Origin of the sequence: Citrobacter sp. Cu233 (assembly GCF_030332225.1) — a bacterium.
GTDB lineage: Bacteria > Pseudomonadota > Gammaproteobacteria > Enterobacterales > Enterobacteriaceae > Citrobacter.
Map to the genome: position 1 here is coordinate 57,365 of NZ_JAOWIF010000040.1, position 19,847 is coordinate 77,211.

At 52.1% G+C, this 19,847-nt stretch carries 17 protein-coding genes; 9 read left to right on the forward strand and 8 right to left on the reverse strand.

Annotated features, from left to right (window positions below; all coding sequences use genetic code 11):
• Nucleotides 1–8: 8 nt before the first annotated feature.
• From OGX95_RS16630 to OGX95_RS16640, 3 genes are all read left to right on the forward strand, one after another.
• The gene (locus OGX95_RS16630; RefSeq protein WP_286630235.1) at nucleotides 9–932 is read left to right on the forward strand and encodes an amino acid ABC transporter permease; all 924 of its coding nucleotides are present in this window, start codon (nucleotides 9–11) and stop codon (nucleotides 930–932) included.
• Nucleotides 916–1,689, forward strand: a complete 774-nt coding sequence (locus OGX95_RS16635) for an amino acid ABC transporter ATP-binding protein (RefSeq protein WP_286630236.1) — start codon at nucleotides 916–918, stop codon at nucleotides 1,687–1,689. The genes OGX95_RS16630 and OGX95_RS16635 overlap by 17 nt, the downstream gene beginning before the upstream one ends.
• A 136-nt stretch (nucleotides 1,690–1,825) precedes the next feature.
• Nucleotides 1,826–2,443 (forward strand): glutathione S-transferase family protein, encoded by a 618-nt coding sequence (locus OGX95_RS16640; RefSeq protein ID WP_286630237.1) that lies wholly within the window; start codon nucleotides 1,826–1,828, stop codon nucleotides 2,441–2,443.
• Between the two features lie 12 nt (nucleotides 2,444–2,455).
• On the opposite strand, the gene OGX95_RS16645 is transcribed toward OGX95_RS16640, so the two are convergent.
• On the reverse strand, nucleotides 2,456–3,370 hold the full coding sequence (locus tag OGX95_RS16645; RefSeq protein WP_286630238.1) for a LysR family transcriptional regulator: 915 nt from the start codon (nucleotides 3,368–3,370) through the stop codon (nucleotides 2,456–2,458).
• A 345-nt stretch (nucleotides 3,371–3,715) separates the two neighbouring features.
• Between OGX95_RS16645 and OGX95_RS16650 the strand changes: the two genes are divergently transcribed.
• The 5 genes from OGX95_RS16650 (at nucleotide 3,716) to pptA (ending at nucleotide 8,332) form a co-directional block, all read left to right on the forward strand.
• On the forward strand, nucleotides 3,716–4,684 hold the full coding sequence (locus OGX95_RS16650) for a hydroxyacid dehydrogenase (RefSeq protein WP_286630239.1): 969 nt from the start codon (nucleotides 3,716–3,718) through the stop codon (nucleotides 4,682–4,684).
• A gap of 26 nt (nucleotides 4,685–4,710) precedes the next feature.
• Nucleotides 4,711–5,409: an RraA family protein gene (locus tag OGX95_RS16655; protein WP_286630240.1), complete on the forward strand. Its 699-nt coding sequence runs from the start codon at nucleotides 4,711–4,713 to the stop codon at nucleotides 5,407–5,409.
• Between the two features lie 54 nt (nucleotides 5,410–5,463).
• Complete coding sequence (locus OGX95_RS16660) at nucleotides 5,464–6,885, forward strand: SLC13 family permease (protein ID WP_286630241.1); 1,422 nt, start codon at nucleotides 5,464–5,466, stop codon at nucleotides 6,883–6,885.
• Nucleotides 6,886–6,994: 109 nt separating this feature from the next.
• Nucleotides 6,995–7,936: a malate dehydrogenase gene (mdh, locus tag OGX95_RS16665; protein WP_286630242.1), complete on the forward strand. Its 942-nt coding sequence runs from the start codon at nucleotides 6,995–6,997 to the stop codon at nucleotides 7,934–7,936.
• 168 nt (nucleotides 7,937–8,104) lie between these two features.
• Complete coding sequence (gene pptA / locus OGX95_RS16670; protein WP_271455047.1) at nucleotides 8,105–8,332, forward strand: tautomerase PptA; 228 nt, start codon at nucleotides 8,105–8,107, stop codon at nucleotides 8,330–8,332.
• A gap of 37 nt (nucleotides 8,333–8,369) precedes the next feature.
• Here pptA and OGX95_RS16675 read toward each other — a convergent pair whose 3' ends face one another.
• Together OGX95_RS16675 and OGX95_RS16680 are read right to left on the reverse strand one after the other, a co-directional pair.
• A complete protein-coding gene (locus OGX95_RS16675; protein WP_286630243.1) occupies nucleotides 8,370–10,346 on the reverse strand; it encodes an alkyl/aryl-sulfatase in 1,977 nt (658 codons plus the stop codon).
• Nucleotides 10,347–10,562: 216 nt separating this feature from the next.
• On the reverse strand, nucleotides 10,563–11,135 hold the full coding sequence (locus OGX95_RS16680; protein ID WP_286630244.1) for a flavin reductase family protein: 573 nt from the start codon (nucleotides 11,133–11,135) through the stop codon (nucleotides 10,563–10,565).
• 158 nt (nucleotides 11,136–11,293) lie between these two features.
• On the opposite strand from OGX95_RS16680, the gene nhoA reads away from it, so the two are divergent.
• Nucleotides 11,294–12,139, forward strand: coding sequence for an N-hydroxyarylamine O-acetyltransferase (nhoA, locus tag OGX95_RS16685; RefSeq protein WP_286630245.1), 846 nt, complete (start codon nucleotides 11,294–11,296; stop codon nucleotides 12,137–12,139).
• Nucleotides 12,140–12,190: 51 nt separating this feature from the next.
• Here the strand turns inward: nhoA and OGX95_RS16690 are convergent, their stop codons facing one another.
• The 5 genes from OGX95_RS16690 to OGX95_RS16710 form a co-directional block, all read right to left on the reverse strand.
• A complete protein-coding gene (locus OGX95_RS16690) occupies nucleotides 12,191–13,084 on the reverse strand; it encodes a PhzF family isomerase (protein ID WP_286630246.1) in 894 nt (297 codons plus the stop codon).
• A gap of 97 nt (nucleotides 13,085–13,181) precedes the next feature.
• Nucleotides 13,182–13,862 carry a respiratory nitrate reductase subunit gamma gene (gene narI / locus OGX95_RS16695; RefSeq protein WP_286630247.1) on the reverse strand — a complete coding sequence of 227 codons (681 nt, stop codon included), beginning with the start codon at nucleotides 13,860–13,862 and terminating at the stop codon, nucleotides 13,182–13,184.
• A complete protein-coding gene (gene narW / locus OGX95_RS16700) occupies nucleotides 13,859–14,554 on the reverse strand; it encodes a nitrate reductase molybdenum cofactor assembly chaperone (protein WP_286630248.1) in 696 nt (231 codons plus the stop codon). Before narW ends, narI begins: the two co-directional genes overlap by 4 nt.
• Nucleotides 14,554–16,098 (reverse strand): nitrate reductase subunit beta, encoded by a 1,545-nt coding sequence (narH, locus tag OGX95_RS16705; RefSeq protein ID WP_286630249.1) that lies wholly within the window; start codon nucleotides 16,096–16,098, stop codon nucleotides 14,554–14,556. Before narH ends, narW begins: the two co-directional genes overlap by 1 nt.
• Nucleotides 16,095–19,835 carry a nitrate reductase subunit alpha gene (locus OGX95_RS16710; protein WP_286630250.1) on the reverse strand — a complete coding sequence of 1,247 codons (3,741 nt, stop codon included), beginning with the start codon at nucleotides 19,833–19,835 and terminating at the stop codon, nucleotides 16,095–16,097. Before OGX95_RS16710 ends, narH begins: the two co-directional genes overlap by 4 nt.
• Nucleotides 19,836–19,847 lie beyond the last annotated feature (12 nt).

Consider the following 19,847-nt stretch of genomic DNA (forward strand, 5'->3'; position numbering starts at 1 on the left):
GAGAGAAGATGAAAACGACTGCAACCATCAAAGTCGTGCCGGCACGTTACCCGATGCGCACCGTAGGGGCGATTGTTGCCCTGTTTGTGCTGGCGGCGATTATTCAGTCTGTCGCGTTTAATCCACGCTGGGAATGGGGCGTGTTTGCTCGCTGGTTCTTCGACCCGGTTATCTTGTCTGGACTTGGGCAAACGCTGCTGTTGACACTCATTGGGACATTACTGAGCGTGGTATTGGGTGGGTTGCTGGCGCTGGCCAGACTCTCATCATCCTGGCTGCTAAACAGCCTGGCGTGGGGATACATCTGGTTGTTTCGTTCACTCCCGTTGATTGTGGTGTTGATCATTTTGTACAACTTCTCCTATTTGTACGACACGCTGGCGATCGGCATACCGTTCACTGCTATCCAGTGGGGCCGCTTTGAGACGATTAATGTACTCGGACAGTTTTCCACTGCGGTTGTTGGTCTGACGCTGGTGCAAAGTGCTTATACCGCTGAGATCATTCGCGGCGGGTTTCTTGGGGTTGATCATGGTCAGTATGAGGCGGCAGCCGCACTGGGATTACCCGCCTGGCGCCGCACGCTGCGTATTATCCTGCCACAGGCGTTGCGCACTATTTTGCCCGCCGGGTTCAATGAAATTATCAGCCTGGCAAAAGGGACAGCGATGGTTTATGTGCTGGCTATGCCGGAACTGTTCTACACCATCCAGATGATCTACAACCGCACCCAGGAAGTCATTCCGCTGCTGATGGTTGGAGCCGTGTGGTATCTGGTGATCACCAGCGTTTTGTCATTAATTCAGCATCTGGTTGAACGCGCGCTGGCACGCAGTGAAAGACGATCCGCGATTAACACCGCCAGGGTGAGTCGCACGGCTAAACGTCGTCAGGTTCCACAGCAGGAGGCTATCCATGTCCCACTCGCCTGAAGGTCATATTTCCATTACCGGCGTCAGCAAATATTTTGGTCGCCATAAAGCGCTGGATAACGTATCGCTGGAGATCCCACCCGGTACGGTCACGGTCATTCTCGGGCCTTCCGGTTCAGGTAAATCAACGCTATTGCGGGCGATTAATCATCTGGAGCGTGTCGATGAGGGGTTTATTCAGATTGACGGTGATTATATTGGCTATCGCCTTCAGGGAGACAGGTTGTATGAACTGAAAGAGGCGGAAATCCTGCGCCAGCGCATCAATGTAGGCTACGTATTTCAGAACTTTAACCTGTTCCCGCATTTAACGGTGCTGGAAAACCTGATTGAAGCGCCTGTTGCACACGGACTGGCTTCGCGCAAAGAGGCTATTGAGCGGGCATTTACCTTGTTGGATGCTGTCGGACTGCGGCAAAAAGCCGATGCCTGGTCGCGGCATTTATCCGGAGGCCAGCAGCAACGTATCGCTATTGCCCGCGCGCTGGCATTAAATCCGCGCGTGATGCTGTTTGATGAGCCGACTTCCGCACTCGATCCTGAACTGGTGGGCGAAGTGTTGGATGTGATTAAGTCACTGGCACGGTCGGGAACCACGCTGGTTGTGGTGACACATGAAATTGGGTTTGCCCGGGAAGTGGCCGATCAGGTGGTGTTTATGGTTGACGGCAAAATCGTCGAGCAGGGTAGCAGCGAACAGGTGCTAAATTATCCGCGTCACACGCGCACGCAGCAGTTTTTGTCGAAAGTTCTGTAAATACGCTGCGGCACAGGGTTGTGCCGCACAGCGATTACAGGGTAACGATGATTTTGCCTACCTCTGAAAAGTTAGTCCAGAATTGATCACTTCCCTACATGCTCTACACTTAGGATTTTAACTTTGAGATTGCAGCATGATTAAGCTCTATGGGGTACCGGGCTGGGGATCGGCCATCAGTGAAGTGATGCTTACACTGGCGGAGATCCCTTACACGTTTATTAATGTGGACGGTTTTGACCGCGCAGGGCCTTCTCGGGAGTTACTAAAAAAAATGAATCCACTGTGTCAGATTCCAACGCTCACGCTGGAAAATGGCGACGTTATGACGGAAACGGCGGCAATTGCGCTGATGATTCTTGATCGCAGGCCCGATCTGGCGCCTCCTGTCGGACATGTGGAACGTCAGCAATTTCAGCGCCTGCTGGTTTGGCTGGTGGCCAATGTCTATCCCACGTTCACTTATGCTGACTATCCTGAACGCTGGACTCCGGATGCCCCGGCGCAGTTGAAAACGGGCTGTATTGAGTATCGTAAATCGCTCTATATGTGGCTGAATGACCAGCTAAGCGCCGAACCGTACGCGTTTGGCGATCAGCTCACGTTGCTGGACGTTTATATTGCCGTTATGCGCACCTGGGGGCCCGGACATGACTGGTTCCAGGACAATACACCCAATATCAGCGCCATCGCGGACGCGGTTTGTCAAATCCCTCGGCTGCGTACTGTACTGAAAGATAACAGAATTATTTGAAGAGATAGACGCTTAAAACATGTCTTGCCCCTGTTCGCGGATCATCCTGATAAGTCGTTCTGTGATGGGAGAGGGGCTGCGATCCTTGAGTCGACCAAGAATAAAATGACGGGAATTTGCTGTTCCTTCCAGCGGAATTTCCCTTAGTTGTTTATATACCACGCCGCCCCTGGTTAAATTACGGCGGGGTATGAAGCCCAGTAATTCTTTATTTGCCGCAAGGATTTTTGGCATAAGATGGAACGATGATGTTTCTATCTGGGCTCGTGGCGGCGGAAGCCCCCGGCTAATAAAAAACTGATCAATCCAGCGTCGGGAGGCCGTATTTTTCCCCGATAACAACCATCTGTATTCGACGAGGTCTTTAGGCGTAATTGACTTCAACTCTTGTGTAAAAATAGGATGTTCGCAGCTGCCGACTAAAACCACAGCATCCTCCATTATTGGGTAAATAATGGCGTTCTCATAGCTAATCGTTTTAGTGACAATAATGATATCTAACTGATAATTCTGCAGATTATCCCATAGATAATTATTCACTCCGGGAACAATCTCGAGCATAGCGAGGGGGTTTTCTGTCAGAAAAGTCTGACAAAGTTTAGGAATGAGATATTCAGCGACAGTAGGTACACAACCTATACGTATCTTCCCTGACACCCCGCGAACATAGTTTTCGAGGTCCTGTTCCGTTTGCTCCATAAAAAAACAGAGCTTTCTGGCCCGTTCGCGCATTAACTCGCCCGCGGCGGTAAGCGTTATACCGTGCCCGCTGCGGGTCAGCAATTGTGTACCAACTTCCTCTTCCAGACGCTGGATGCATTTTGACAGCGCAGGTTGCGAGCGCCCAAGGCGTTCTGAGGCTTGAGCGAGGCTACCCACTTCTGCAATAGCATGAAAAAACTTCAAATCGCGAATATTGAGATTCATGACTCACCAGCACCTTTTCCCATCCGCCCGGTATTAGCGTCACAGCATAGTAGAGAATGACGCGCCATTATTTTTTGACCTGACAGTAAAAAGATAACGTTTTCTCTTGCATAAAAAGTAAGAAAATACGGCGAAATTTGTGAACCAGGCCGCCTGTTAGTTCTGCATTATTCCGCAATAACATTCCATGGAATTAATATAATCAATTGTATTTGATGATGTTTTTAAATTTATTTTGCTTTTTTACTCTTTAACGAAAAGTTATTGCCGCTATCAATATTATTGCCTGTTGCGTCACCTTGTCCTGGGTTAAAAATCTCCTACCCCGACTATGGCAAGGAGAAGATGATGCGTTTTACCGTTTTAATGACGGCACCAAAACTGGCGCCGAAGGGTGTTAAAAAACTAACAGATGCTAACTGTAAAATAATATATGTAAATGATTCAACGGATCCGCAGGCGATCCTGTCGATTTTATCCACTGAGCCTGTTGATGCCGTCATTTCACGCACGATGACGCTAACCGGCGAAGCTATCCGTGCTTGTCCAACACTGAAAGTCATCACGAAACATGGCGTAGGCGTAAGCAACATTGATGTCGATGCGGCGACGGAACGAAATATTCCCGTCCTGGTGACGCCGGGGACAAACTCACAATCGGTTGCCGAACTGGCATTAGGGCTCATGCTGGCGGCCGCCAGACGCATTGCATCCTATGACCGGGATTTACGCACAGGGAACTGGAGCCGCGCCGGAAACGGCCAACAATTAAGTGGACGCACTTTAGGATTGGTGGGTTTTGGCCAGATAGGACAAACGCTGGCTCAATTCTGTATAGCGCTGGGCATGAAGGTCGTCGCTTACGATCCCATGCTCAAGGCCAGCCCAATCGAACAGGTCACACTTATCCACGATTTACCGGCGTTGCTTCGCCAAAGCCAGGTGCTCAGCCTGCATTGCCCGCTGGTTCCCGCTACCCGAAATCTGATTAACGAAGAGGCGCTTTCACTACTGCCTGATGGTGCAATTCTGGTTAATACCGCCAGAGGGCCGCTGATTGATGAAAGTGCGCTGGTAGCTGCCTTGCAGAGTGGAAAACTTGCAGGTGCAGGTCTGGACACTTTCGTTAATGAACCACTGCCCCTCAGCGATGCCATTGCCTCACAGCCCACCGTTGTTATGACCCCGCATGTTGGCGGGTCCACACCTGATGCGTTGGACGCGATGGCTGAGCATGCCGCGGACAACGTGATTAATTTCCTTAACGGAAAACCGTTATCCCCGAGTCTGTGTGTTAACCACCTGATTAAATAATATTTACGACGTACTGGAGAACTAAAATGTCTATTGGATTCAGAGTATTTACCCAACGTGAACTGCCTACAGCTGATGTTATCAATGGTTTCAAAACCATACCCGCAGCAAATATTGCCGACTGTATGGGGCGTCTGAGTGCGATGAATTGCCGCATCCGTCGGATGACGGCACCTGCGGAGCAAAATATGGTTGGCGTCGCGCTGACGGTAAAAGCGCGTCCGGGCGACAATCTGATGATGCACAAAGCGCTGAACATGATTAAACCTGGCGACATTCTGATCGTTTCCAACGAAGGGGACAGCAGCCAGTCGCTGATGGGCGAGATCATGGTCGCCTATGCCAAATCTCAAGGCATTGCGGGTATCGTGCTGGACGGACCAATGCGTGATCTTGATACCATCTATGCAATGGGGGTTCCAGTTTATGCGACAGGTCATACCCCTGGCGGCCCATTCAAAGAAGGTCCTGGTGAAGTCAATGTTCCAGTCGCCTGTGGCAATATTCACGTTATGCCGGGCGATATTATCGTCGGTGACAGCGATGGCGTCATTGTGATCCCTAAACACGATGCGGCAAAATTGCTGGAAGAAGCTCGCAAGTTTTCTGCCAACGATCATGCAAAACTGGTTGCGGCGCAGACCGGAAAAGCCGATCGCAGTTGGGTGGATAAAGCGCTCGCGGCGAAAGGCTGTGAAACGATTGACGCTGTTTATCCGGGTTAACTTTACAGATGCCAGCCACGTTTGTGGCTGGCTTGCTCAAATAGGCTAATAATAATGGCAGAAAAAATAAAAACGTTGTCGTTTAAGAAACGGTGGGGAATTCCGTTAGCGATCCTGGCGATGGCGATTACTTATACATTTCCCATGGCCGGACTCTCTATGGAGGGGAAGCATGCGCTGGTATTGTTTGCGGGTGTTTTTATCCTGTTCTTATCCGAACCTATCCCCATTGTTGTTTCAAGCTTGCTGATTGTTCCTGCAGCTGTATTATTAAAAGTATGCAGCTTAAAAATGGCGCTATCGGGTTTTTCATCATCTTCATCTTATCTTCTGGTCGGCGCATTTATTATGGCTGTGGCGCTAACCAAAACGCGATTAGCGGAACGGATTACTTTTTTAATTCTTAAAGTTACCGGCAGTAGTGTGCGTAATTTAACACTGGGGGTGACAATTGCTAATATTGTGCTGGCATTCTTTATTCCGTCGTCCACGCCAAGAGTCGCGATCCTGCTACCCATTTGTCTGAATTTAATTGCGTTGTTTAAAGAGGAAGGGCGAACGAAATTCGCAGTAAATTTACTGCTTACCATGTCGTTTACTAATTCCACGATCAGTGGCGGTATTTTGACAGCCAATTTACCGAACCCCATTACCGTTGAGTTTATTCATAATGCCGGCGGGCCAATGATCTCCTATCTTGATTTTTTGATAGTCGGATTCCCGCCAGCGTTACTGATGACGTTTATTACCTGGATCTACCTGCAGTTTGCTTATCCGCCTGAGCAATCGCATATCCCCGGCGGAGAGCGGTTGATTAAAGACAGCCTGGACGGGATGGGGAAAATGTCTGCGGCTGAGTGGAAAACGTTGTGGATTTTCCTCGGCGTAGTCTTCCTGTGGGTCACCGGCGATTGGATAGGTGTCGATTCTACCACGGCCTGTATGCTGGGGGCTTGTCTACTCTTTTTCCCTAAAATTGGCGTTATTAATTGGTCGGAAGCCAATAAAGGCGTGTCGTGGCAAGTGCTGTTCATTTGCGGCGGTGGTGTCAGTATGGGGGCTATTTTGATGAAAACCGGTGCGGCAGAATGGATATCGATGTTGATCTTTAACCATCTGGGTTTATCCACGCTGAGTACCATCGCCTTGCTGATTGTCGTGCTTATCGTCGTGCAATACATGCATATTTTCTTTGTGGGCACTACGGCGATGGCGGCAGCAATGTTGCCTGTATTGATTGGTATTGCCCATGCTGCAGGTTTGCCACCGGCAATGCTGGCGTTACCGGGTGGGATGATTATTGGGGCTTATCCATTGTTGATGTTTTATAACACCATTCCGGGTGTGTTGGTTTTTGGTACCGGGAAGGTTGCTATCAATGATTATCCGCGCGTGGGTATTGTGCTGTGTGCGATTGCTTGTCTGATTTATGCATTGTGCGCATTGTATTATTGGCCAATGCTTGGCGTATTTTAATTTTCAGAAATAATTACTTATTTGTTGTTAACGATTATTTTACCGTGGTGTTCATCTGAGCCATCGCGTGGTTAATTATATCTATCGATAACCCTGTAAAGGATATTATATGAAAGTTACACTTCTTGGCGCTGCCGGAGGAATAGGGCAGGCTTTGTCGTTACTCCTTAAATTACACATGCCAGAGGGGGCTGAACTAGCACTATACGATATATCAACAGCAACACCAGGGATTGCTGTTGATTTAAGCCATATTCCAACCGATGTGCATATTCACGGGTATTGTGGCGCTCAGATCCAACATGCGTTAGAAGGTGCAAATATTGTTATTGTCTGTGCCGGTATTGCCCGTAAGCCGGGAATGGATCGTTCTGATCTCTTCAGTATTAATGCCAATATTATTCATCAGCTTATTGGTGATGTCGCAAAGATATGCCCGGATGCCTGTATTGGTATTATTACTAACCCTGTCAATACCACGGTGGCGATTGCCGCTAATGTCCTGCAAAAGGCTGGTGTCTACGATAAAAACAAGCTCTTTGGTATCACCACGTTGGATGTCATTCGCGCAAATACGTTTGTTGCACAAATGAAAGGCTGCAGCGTGCGGGACATTGAGGTTCCGGTTATCGGCGGACATTCGGGCGTCACGATCCTGCCGTTGTTCTCGCAGCTTACGGAGATAAAACTATCCGATGACGATATCCGTGCGCTGACAGACCTGGTACAAAATGCCGGGACTCGGGTAGTCGAAGCAAAAGCGGGAGCCGGGTCGGCCACATTATCAATGGGGCAGGCAGCCGCACGTTTTTGTTTGTCGTTACTCCGTGCACTGAATGGGGAACAAGGCATTGTGGAATGCGCATATGTAGAAGGCGGCAGCCAATACGCCCGTTTTTTTGCCCAGCCAGTCGAATTGGGCGTCAACGGAGTATCTCGCGTTATTGCGCTAACTGACCTGAGCCGCGCTGAGCAGGATGCACTCGAGGCAATGCAAAGCGAACTGCGTAAAGATATTGCGTTTGGTGAGCGGTTTGTTTGTAAGAATTAACCGTGGCGGTTTTTAAAAAGCCGATCATCGAAATCGGCTTTCAACGTTTGCCGGGCCGGTAACGTTGTGCATCTGAGCATCATTGCAGACGAATGACGTCTGGAGGAATTTTGCTAACTGGCGCATATTACGTTATCGCTTTTTTGCCAAAACAATAAGGAACCTGCAATGCCGCATATCGATATTAAATGTTTTCCTCGCGCCCTTACCAACGAACAAAAAACCGCACTGGCGGCGGATATTACAGATGTCATTATTCGCCATTTGCAAAGCAAAGACAGCTCAGTCAGCGTGGCGTTGAATGAAATTGAGCCTGAGGCGTGGCAAGCCGTATGGGATGCGGAAATCGTGCCGCAGATGGACACGTTGATTAAAAAACCCGGTTACAGTATGTGAGAAAAACGGGCGAGTGATTCGCCCGTTTTTAATGCTGTTATGGTGTGACAATATTGAACCAGAATTCAAATTTATCCATGTAACCGAGCATGGCGTCGAGCCTGGCGCTGTCACCGGTAATTTTCACGTCACCGCTGTCCTGCGCCTGCTTCAGCGTCACTTCCTTGAGGATGATTTTGTTCAGCGTATCGCGATTGAGCGCGATAGTGGCATCCGCATCTTTCGCTTCGGAATTCGCGGTATGGTTCAGAACACCGTTTTCCAGCTCCAGTTTGTATTTACCACCATCGCTACCAAGGTCGATATTGAATACTGATTTCGCATCGCCCGCTTTCTGCCCGTTAATATGTACCGCCAGGTAGTCGAAGAACATTTCTGGCGTCATGGCGCGGACGGTATCCGGACTGGCCGTATTCGGCGTCGGGCCTTTCACCACGCCGTTGCGCAGTTCTTGTGCGCCCGTCAGGTAGAAGTTACGCCACGGACCAGACTCTGCCTGATAGCCTAATTGTTCCAGCGCATCGGCTTCCAGATTACGTGCGGCCTGGTTGTTCGGATCGGCAAACACCACTTTGCTCACCACCTGTGCCACCCAGCGATAGTTACCCTGGTCGTAGTCAGCTTTCGCTTTTTGCAGAATGGCATCCGCACCGCCCATATAGTCGACGAATTTCTTCGCCGCTTCTTCCGGCGGCAGTTCATCAAGTGTGGCTGGGTTGCCGTCAAACCAGCCGAGGTACAGCACATAGGTGGCTTTTACATCGTGACTGACGGAACCATAGTACCCGCGGTTCGCCCAGGTGTGTGCCAGTGAATCCGGTAGCTTAAAGTTCGCCGCGATTTCATCACGGGTCAGACCTTCGTTGGCCATGCGTAGCGTCTGGTCGTTAATATAACGATACAGGTCGCGCTGGCTCTTCAGCAGTTTCACCACCTTGTCATTACCCCAGGTCGGCCAATGGTGCTGTGCCATCAGAATTTCCGCTTTATCACCCCAGCGAACAATCGCTTCGTTGATATATTTGGACCACGGCAACGGTTCACGGATTTTTGCACCGCGCAGAGAGTAGGTGTTGTGCAGGGTATGGGTGACATCTTCAGCCGATTCGATGAGTTTTTTCTCTTCGATGTACCACAACATTTCTGAAGGCGCTTCGGAGCCCGGAGCCAACATGAAGTCATAGGTCAGGCCATCGATAACCTCTTTTTGCCCATCTTTCTCGATGATATTCGTTGGCGCAATCAGAGTAACCGTTCCTGCGGAGGTGGTGGTTCCCAGCCCCGCGCCGACCTGACCTTTAGCATCAGGTTTTAGCAGGTTGCCGTACATGTAGCTGGCACGGCGGCTCATGACGTTACCGGCCATGATGTTTTCAGCAACCGCAGCTTCCATAAAGCCGGCAGGTGCATAGACCTTCACTTTGCCTGCTTTAACATCGGCTTCATCAACAACGCCGCGCACACCACCGTAATGGTCGACGTGGCTGTGGGTATAAATCACCGCGACAACCGGTTTTTTGCCACGGTTTTTAAAGTAGAGCTCCATGCCTGCCCTGGCCGTTTCTGCCGACACTAATGGGTCAACAACGGTGATGCCTTCTTTACCTTCGATGATGGTCATATTCGACAAATCGAGGTTACGGATCTGATAGACACCCTCCGTGACTTCAAACAACCCGCTGATATTGATCAACTGAGACTGGCGCCACAAGCTCGGGTTTACCGTATCCGGCGCCTTATCGCCTTCCTTAATAAACGCATACTGTTGCGGATTCCAGATTACGTTGCCTTGTTCACCTTTAATCATGTCCTGAGGAATCGGGGCGATAAAGCCTTTGTGCGCGTCGGTAAAGTCGGTGTTATCAGAAAAGGAGAGTTGATTGTAGAGTGCATTGTTGGCTTGTTGCGTGGCTGCCGTAGCCTCTTTCGGGGCTTCAGCAGACATGACGGGAACAGCAAAAGACGTTAATAACCCAGCAAGCATAAAACTTTGTGCGATTCTATTAAGTTGCATCGTAAAACCTCTCTGATACTTCATAAGTACAGTTCTGGGGGGATGCTGCTTTAATGGATTGCGTTTTGAATCAATATTTGACTTAGTGCACGATTAACTATAATTCACATGAATGATTCAGCAAGGTAAGGGAAACGATTTATCTGGCTGGTTTTTCGGAAGTTTTGATAAGGATGATGGGGATGACAGGCGGATCTGCCATCCGTTTGTCTGTGATTATTTACCGGCAGTAACCTGTTTTCCACTGGTGATAAATGTGCCTGCGCCAAGATGGTGCAAAGTATTGAGTTTGCCATCATCAAACTGCCATCGTCCTTGCACAAATACCCGCTCATCGGCAGCGGCAGAAACCACTTCTCCAAACAAGGTGTCATATTTGTCCTGAGCCGCTGTGGCAGGAAGCAGGCGGCATTCCATCCAGGCGAGACACTTGGTTTCTATTAGCGGCAATCCCAATACTGGGCCTTTGACCACCGGAATGCCGTAGCAGTTGAACTTATCTTCTATTCGACCGGAAACACTCCCCACGGCATAGGTCCAGTTTGTCGCGGCAACACCTGGAATAACAATACCAAATTGACCGCTACGTTCGATCAGTTCGCGCGACCAGGCGGTTTTGTCGACAACAATGGCCACCCGCGGCGGATCAAATTCCACGGGCATTGACCACGCGGCCGCCATCACATTACGCCGTTCTGTATTCGCGTCACGACTGGTTATCAAAATGGTGGGGCCGTGATTAAGCAGTCGGCAGGCGTGTTGTAATTCAACCGGACGAAAATGACTCATAGCGACTCCTTGGCAGAATAAAAATGACATCACAATAAACATAGATATTAACGGGATTAGCGATTTTGTCGCCTCATCGGGGTGAACAGCGCACAAAAGCGACCGCGTAAAATTAAAAATGCGTTATAAGTACAGCATTCAACAAACAGGAATCCCGTATGACGCCTTTTTTAAACGCTTATTTTGCCCGTATTGGCTGGTCAGATGTGCCCAACGTCGATATTGAAACTTTGAGAGCGCTGCACTTACTGCATAACAGTGCCATACCCTTTGAAAATCTTGATGTGCTGCTGCCACGTGAAATGCAGCTTGACGATGTGTCCCTTGAAGAGAAGTTGGTCACTGCCCGCCGCGGTGGTTATTGCTTTGAACAAAATGGTGTATTTGAACGGGCGCTACGCGACATCGGCTTTACCGTACGTAGTTTGCTGGGACGCGTGGTATTGGCGAATCCGTCAAGTCTGCCGCCGCGTACACATCGCCTGTTACTGGTTGAATTACAGGGTGAACAGTGGATCGCTGACGTTGGATTTGGCGGACAAACGCTGACGGCCCCCATTCGTCTGCAGGCTGATCTTGAACAGCAAACGCCGCACGGAAACTATCGGCTGGTTCAGGAGGGTGAAGACTGGATATTGCAGTTCCGCCATCATGATCACTGGCAGTCAATGTACCGATTCGATCTGGTGGTGCAACATCACAGCGATTATCTGATGGGTAACTTCTGGTCTGCACACTGGCCACAGTCGCATTTCCGTCACCATCTGCTGATGTGTCGCCATTTACCCGACGGTGGCAAGCTGACCCTGACCAACTTCCATTTTACTCACTATGAAGATGGCCATGCGGTAGAGCAGATTAACTTACCAGACGTTGCGAGCCTGTATGCGCTGTTGCAGGACCGCTTTGGTCTGGGGGTTGATGACGTCAAACATGGCTTTACTGAGGCTGAACTGGCGACGGTAATGGCAGCGTTTGACACGCATCCGGAGGCGGGGAAATAGGGTGTTTTGGCCGGATGGCGACACAAGCGCGACATCCGGCAATGCGTTTATTTAAAAATCAATCTTCCATTCGGCGTGGAACAGGATTACTGCTGCGCCGGAAATCGTCACTTTTTCTGGCTGGTTTTCACGGATAGTCACCGTCACATCAACAATACCGTCGCGTCCCAGCGCACGGCCCTGATGCCCCTGAACCTGCAACGTTTTTCCGTCATGCGCCATCAGATTGTGGTGCACCAGCCAGGCCCCCATTGGACCGTTGGCGTTACCCGTGACCGGATCTTCCACAATGCCGATAGCCGGTGAAAACATGCGCCCATCGGTGGCGTTTTCTCCTGGGCGGATCTGGAACGGGAAGAAGCCATTGCAGCCGATGTGCTGGCTGAGCGTGGTTAATGCCGACAGGTCTGGGGACAGGGCGTCCAGATCGACTTCTGGCTTCAGCGGGATCATCACTTTCGAATGCCCGGTGGACGCAATCTGGACTGGCAGCCCAGGCAGCATATCGTCCTCGGTCAGGTGCAGGGCCGCGATGATGGCTGTACGCGTTGCCCCCTCCAGCGGCGGTTCAAAACTTGGCTTCCCCTGTTCCAGACTGATACGATAGTTACCACCTTCAGCATGAATTTCAACGCGATGACGCCCGGCGAGTGACGTTTGCCAGACGGTCGTATCACCGAGCCCCAGTACGTTGGCGCGAACATAATGCGCGGCAACTGTGGCATGCCCACAGATAGGCACTTCGACCGTTGGGGTGAAGTAGCGAATGCGTACATCGCTGTCGTTGCTGGACAGCAGAAAAGCGGTTTCCGAATGACGCAGTTCACGCGCAATCAGCTGCATCTGCGCGTCACTCAGCCCGTCCGCATGCAGCACAACGCCTGCGGAATTGCCGCGAAACGGTTCTGACGTAAAGGCATCGACGTGGTAAACCTGTGGTTTCATTGACGTTCTCCCTGGGATAGAGAAGCATCATAGCGCACAAAAAGTGGTATAGCGATGTCGCCCGGTAAGCATAAGCGCCACCGGGCATCAGAGACACTTAACGGCGGGAACGTACTATCTGGTAACGGCGGGTGAAATACTCAACCGGTGCGCTCCAGACATGAACCAGGCGGGTGAACGGGAACAGCAGAAAAATGGTCATTCCAAGCACCAGATGAACACGGAAAATGAGCGCCACGCCATCCAGATGTGCAGACGCGCCGCCCTGGAAGGTGACTACCGACTGCGCCCAACCCACCAGTTTCAGCATTTCACTGCCGTCAGGATGTTGCGCCGAGAACGGTATGGTGGTCAGACCGAGAATGCACTGGATCAGCAACACGCACAGGATCAGAATATCCGCCGTCGAGGACGTGGCCCGCACACGCGAGTTGGTTAGACGACGAACCAGCAAACCCATACCGCCAACGAGCGTCAGCACGCCGCAGATACCGCCCGCAATCATCGCCATTTGCTGCTTTACCGCAATCGGCAGGAACCAGGCGTACATCCAGTGTGGGGTTAACATGCCGAACAGGTGGCCAAAGAAAATCCCCAAAATGCCGATATGGAACAGGTTTGACCACAGTACCATGCCGCGTTTGTCCAGCATCTGACTGGAGGCGGCGCGCCAGGTGTACTGTCCGTAGTCGTAACGTAACCAACTGCCGAGGATAAACACCGTACCGCACAAATATGGGTAGATGTCGTAAAAAAAGACGTTCAGATACTGTATCATTTCGGGCCTCCCGCGCTGACGTCAACATACTGTGGCGCCGCATCCTGGCTAAAGCGCCGTTGGTAGCTTTGTAACGGTGAACTGTCACAGGCGGTGGCGTTATCCTCAATAAACTTCACCTGTTCCTCTTCCCAGACGGCATCCAGCGCCTGACGGGTATCGTCACGGGTTTCTGCGCCAACCTGTTTCGTGACACTGTCACTTGAAAGAGAACTTCCGGCAAGCAGCAGCAGGGCGTCAAACAGTTGATACCAGGGTGTTTCTCGCTGCTTCAGGCGACCACCAAGCAACGCCAGGATCGGCGCGACGTTCTGCAATCCTTCTTTGGCCTCCGCTTCCGGCAGCACGCTTAAATATTCCAGATACAGCGGCAGGTGATCCGGCAGTTCGCGACAGTCGAGTTGTAGGCCGACTTTTTCGTACTGGGCCAGCAAGTCGACCATCGCCTGGCCGCGATCGCGGGATTCCGCATGCACATGTTCGAACAGCAGCAGTGAGGTGGCGCGGCCACGGTCAAATATCTCGCACCATTCGGCTTGCTTATCCAGCAGCGGGGCATTTAACAGTTCGTGAGTGAATGCGCTCAGCATCGGCGCATCGCTGGCGACCAGCGCCAGCGCATCGTCCTTGCATTCCCACAGCAGTTCGTCCGGATACTCCATCAGCAGACCGATAACCTTGAGGATTTGCATTATTGCCCCTCCGTTTTATCGCGCACTTCGGTGATGTCGATAGCGTCAATGCGGCTGCTGTTGAACAGATTGAATTTGGTATCGGAACCATGGCAGCCGTCGCCGAAAGTAAAGCCGCAGCCATTGCGCTCCCCGAAAGCGTCGCCCGCCATTTCCCGATGGCTGGTCGGGATAACGAAACGATCTTCATAGTTGGCGATGGCCAGGTAGCGATACATTTCTTCGACCTGTTCAACGCTCAAACCGACTTCTTCGATGGCACGGGTATCCGTAACGCCTTCGACAGTTTGCGAACGCATATAGTGGCGCATCGCCATCATGCGTTTCAGAGCGCGCAGCACCGGACCGGTATCGCCCGCGCTGAGCATGTTGGCGAGGTACTGCACCGGAATACGCAATGACTCGACCGCGGGCAGAATATTGCCATTGTGCGGCAGTCCACCGGCGTCGGCGACCGACTGAATCGGTGACAACGGCGGCACGTACCAGACCATCGGCAGGGTGCGATACTCAGGATGCAGCGGCAGCGCCAGCTTCCAGTCCATTGCCATTTTATACACAGGTGAACGTTGAGCCGCTTCGATGACGTTGTGCGGAATACCCTGTTTTAGCGCTTCTTCAATTACCGTCGGATCGTTCGGGTTGAGGAACACATCGCACTGGCGCTCGTAGAGATCGGTTTCATGCTCGGTGCTGGCTGCTTCTTCAATACGATCGGCGTCGTACAACAATACACCGAGGTAACGAATGCGCCCGACGCAGGTTTCAGAACACACGGTAGGTTGGCCGGATTCGATGCGCGGATAGCAGAAAATACATTTTTCTGACTTGCCGCTCTTCCAGTTAAAGTAGATTTTTTTATACGGACAACCGCTGATGCACAAACGCCAGCCGCGGCATTTGTCCTGGTCGATCAGCACGATGCCATCTTCTTCACGCTTATAGATGGCCCCGCTCGGGCAGGTGGCGACACAGCTTGGGTTCAGGCAGTGTTCGCACAGGCGCGGCAGATACATCATGAAGGTGTTTTCGAACTGGCCGTACATCTCCTTTTGCATCTTCTCGAAGTTACGGTCGCGGGCGCGTTTGGAAAACTCGCCGCCAAGCAGTTCTTCCCAGTTCGGCCCCCAGATAATCTTGTCCATCCGCTTACCGTCAATCAACGAACGCGGACGGGCGGTGGGCTGATGTTTGCCTTCCGGCGCGCTATGCAGATGCTGGTAATCGTAGGTAAACGGCTCGTAGTAATCATCGATTTGCGGGATCACCGGGTTGGCGAAGATTTTGGTGATCACGCCCATCTTGCCACCCAGGCGCGGTCTGATCTTACCGTTAACATCGCGCACCCAGCCGCCTTGCCACTCTTCCTGGTCTTCCCAGTTTTTTGGGTAACCAATGCCTGGTTTGGTCTCGACGTTGTTAAACCACGCATATTCCATCCCTTCACGCCCGGTCCAGACGTTTTTACAGGTAACGGAGCAGGTGTGGCAGCCGATGCATTTATCCAGATTCAGAACCATGCCTACCTGTGAGCGTATTTTCATTTTTTCGCCTCCTGTACCTGATCGCGACCTTCATCATCCAGCCAGTTAATATTTTTCATTTTCCTAATCATGATGAACTCATCGCGGTTAGAGCCGACGGTACCGTAATAGTTGAAGCTGTATGCCAGTTGCGCATAGCCGCCAATCATGTGGGTCGGTTTAGGACACACTCGGGTGACGGAGTTATGAATACCGCCGCGCATGCCGGTGACTTCAGAACCGGGAATATTCATGATTCGTTCCTGTGCGTGGTACATCATGGTCATTCCCGGCGGTACACGCTGGCTGACCACCGCTCGAGCGGTCAGCGCGCCGTTAGCGTTGAAGGCTTCGATCCAGTCGTTATCCTCAATCCCCAGTTCTTTGGCGTCGGTTTCACTGATCCAGACAATCGGCCCGCCACGCGACAGCGTCAGCATCAGCAGGTTTTCACTGTAGGTAGAGTGGATGCCCCATTTCTGGTGCGGCGTCAGGAAGTTGAGTGCTTTCTCGGGGAAGCCGTTTGGCGGGATCTCACGCATTTCGCTGACGCTACGGGTGTCAATGGGGGGGCGATAAGCCACCAGACTCTCGCCAAAAGCGCGCATCCACGCGTGATCCTGATACAGCTGCTGGCGACCGGACAGCGTGCGCCACGGGATCAGCTCATGCACGTTGGTGTAGCCTGCGTTGTAGGAGACATGCTCGCTTTCAAGACCCGACCAGGTGGGGCTGGAGATGATTTTGCGCGGCTGCGCCTGAATGTCGCGAAAACGAATCTTCTCGTCTTCTTTGTTCAACGCCAGATGCGTATGGTCACGCCCGGTCATTGCGCCCAGCGCTTCCCACGCCTTCACCGCCACCTGACCGTTGGTTTCTGGCGCCAGCGCGAGGATCACTTCAGAGGCGTCCAGTGCGGTATCGATCAGCGGGCGGCCTTTTGCCGGGCCTTCGCGTTTGGTGTAGTTCAGCTTGCCAAGGAAATCGACTTCAGTCTGAGTATTCCAGGAAATGCCTTTCCCACCGTTGCCCAGCTTATCCATCAATGGACCCAGCGAGGTGAAGCGCTCGTAAGTGGCAGGGTAGTCGCGTTCCACAACGGCAATATTCGGCGCGGTCTTACCCGGAATAAGATCGCATTCACCCTTGCGCCAGTCCTGTATATCAAACGGCTGCGCCAGTTCCGCCGGAGAGTCATGCTGGAGCGGTTGCAGTACCACGTCGGTTTCCAGCCCCAGATGACCGACGCACACCTCGGAGAACACTTTGGCAATGCCCTTATAAATCTCCCAGTCGCTTTTTGACTCCCAGGCAGGATCGACTGCAGCCGACAGCGGGTGAATAAACGGATGCATATCCGAGGTATTCATATCGTCTTTTTCATACCAGGTTGCGGTAGGTAACACGATGTCGGAGAACAGGCAGGTGCTGGACATGCGGAAATCGAGCGTCACCAGCAGGTCAAGCTTGCCTTCAATCGCCGCAGACTGCCATTCCACGTCCTCCGGTTTAATGCCATCGCTTGCGCCAAGCGCTTCACCCTGAATCCCGCTTTCAGTACCCAGCAGATATTTGAGCATATACTCATGCCCTTTACCGGAAGAACCCAACAGGTTAGAACGCCAGACGAACAGGTTACGTGGATGGTTTTTGCCGCTGTCGGGTTGTTCGCAGGCAAAGCGGATATCACCGGACTTCAGCGCCTGCGCGGTATATTCTACAGGGGATAATCCTGCTTGTTGTGCCTTTGCTTTTACCGTGAGTGGGTTAAGGTTGAGTTGCGGAGCAGAAGGCAGCCAGCCCATCCGCTCGGCGCGGACGTTGAAGTCAATCAGATGTCCGGTGAACTTCGAGGCATCGGCCAACGGAGAGAGCAGCTCCTGCGCGGTGACTTTCTCATAGCGCCACTGGCTGGAGTGGTTGTAGAAAAACGAGGTACTGTTCATCTGACGCGGTGGACGGTTCCAGTCCAGCGCAAAGGCCAGTGGCAACCAGCCGGTTTGCGGACGCAGTTTCTCCTGACCCACATAGTGGGCCCAGCCGCCGCCGCTTTGTCCGACACAGCCACAGAACACCAGGATGTTGATCATCCCTCGATAGTTCATGTCCATGTGGTACCAGTGGTTCACACCAGCACCGAGGATGATCATCGAGCGACCGTGGGTTTTGTGTGCGGTATCGGCAAACTCACGGGCGATTTGTTCGATATGACGGCTCGGAACACCCGTAATTTGTTCGCCCCAGGCCGGGGTGTAAGCTTTAACTTCGGTGTAATCTTTCGCGCTATGAATATCATCCAGTCCGCGGTCCAGACCATAATTTGCCAGTACCAGGTCATAGACGCTGACCACCGGACAAACGCTGCCATCCGCGAGGGTGAGACGTTTTACCGGCAATTGTCGAATCAGCACCGGTTCCTGCTTCACACTGCGAAAATGCGGGTTTTCATTGCCGCCAAAGTAAGGGAAAGCGACACCGGCCACGTCATCGTGCTGTCCGAGCAATGACAACGACAGCTCGGTTTCCGCGCCAGCCGCCAGCGGCTCCAGGTTCCATTTCCCTTTTTCACCCCAACGAAAACCAATCGAACCATTCGGCACAACCAGTTCACTGTTACTGTTAAAGGCCACGGTTTTCCATTCAGGATTATTGCTTTCACCCAACCCGTCAACGAGGTCAGAGGCACGCATCATCCGGCCTGGTACGAAGCTACCGTCTTCACGGGCATCCAGCAGCACCAGCATCGGCATATCGGTGTAGCGGCGGCAGTAATTGAGGAAGTAGTCGCTGGGCTTATCAAGGTGGAATTCTTTGAGGATCACGTGGCCCATGGCCATCGCCAGCGCGCTGTCGGTGCCTTGCTTCGGCGCCAGCCACTGGTCGCACAGTTTGGCAACCTCCGAGTAATCCGGCGTAATGGCGATGGTCTTGGTGCCTTTGTAGCGCACTTCCGTAAAGAAGTGGGCATCTGGCGTACGGGTCTGCGGGACGTTAGAACCCCAGGCAATGATATAGCTGGAGTTATACCAGTCGGCGGATTCCGGCACATCGGTCTGCTCGCCCCAGGTCATTGGAGAGGCGGGAGGCAAGTCACAGTACCAGTCATAAAAACTCAGGCAGGTTCCGCCGAGCAGGGAGAGATAACGTGTACCCGCTGCGTAGGAGACCATCGACATGGCAGGGATAGGGGAGAATCCCACGATACGATCCGGGCCATAGGTTTTCACCGTCCAGACGTTGGCAGCGGCGATCAGTTGATTCAACTCTTTCCAGTTGGAACGAATAAACCCGCCGCGTCCGCGCACCTGTTTGTAGCTCTGGCACTTCTGCGGGTCGTTCATGATCGATTCCCACGCCAGTACCGGGTCGGGCTGGCGGGAAAGGGCATCACGCCACAGTTCGATCAGGCGTTTCCGCACCAGCGGGTACTTCAGGCGGTTGGCGCTATAGAGATACCAGGAATAGCTGGCACCGCGCGGACATCCACGGGGCTCATGATTGGGCAGGTCCGGACGGGTGCGCGGATAGTCAGTTTGCTGGGTTTCCCAGGTGACCAGACCGTTTTTAACGTAGATTTTCCAGCTGCATGAGCCGGTACAGTTCACGCCGTGAGTCGAGCGTACAATTTTATCGAACTGCCAGCGCTGACGATAGCTGTCTTCCCAGTCCCGGTTGGTGTGCATCACTTGCCCGTGTCCGTCGGCAAACGTGTCGCCCTTTTGTTTAAAGTAACGAAAGCGATCCAACAGTTTACTCATGACATTTCTCCT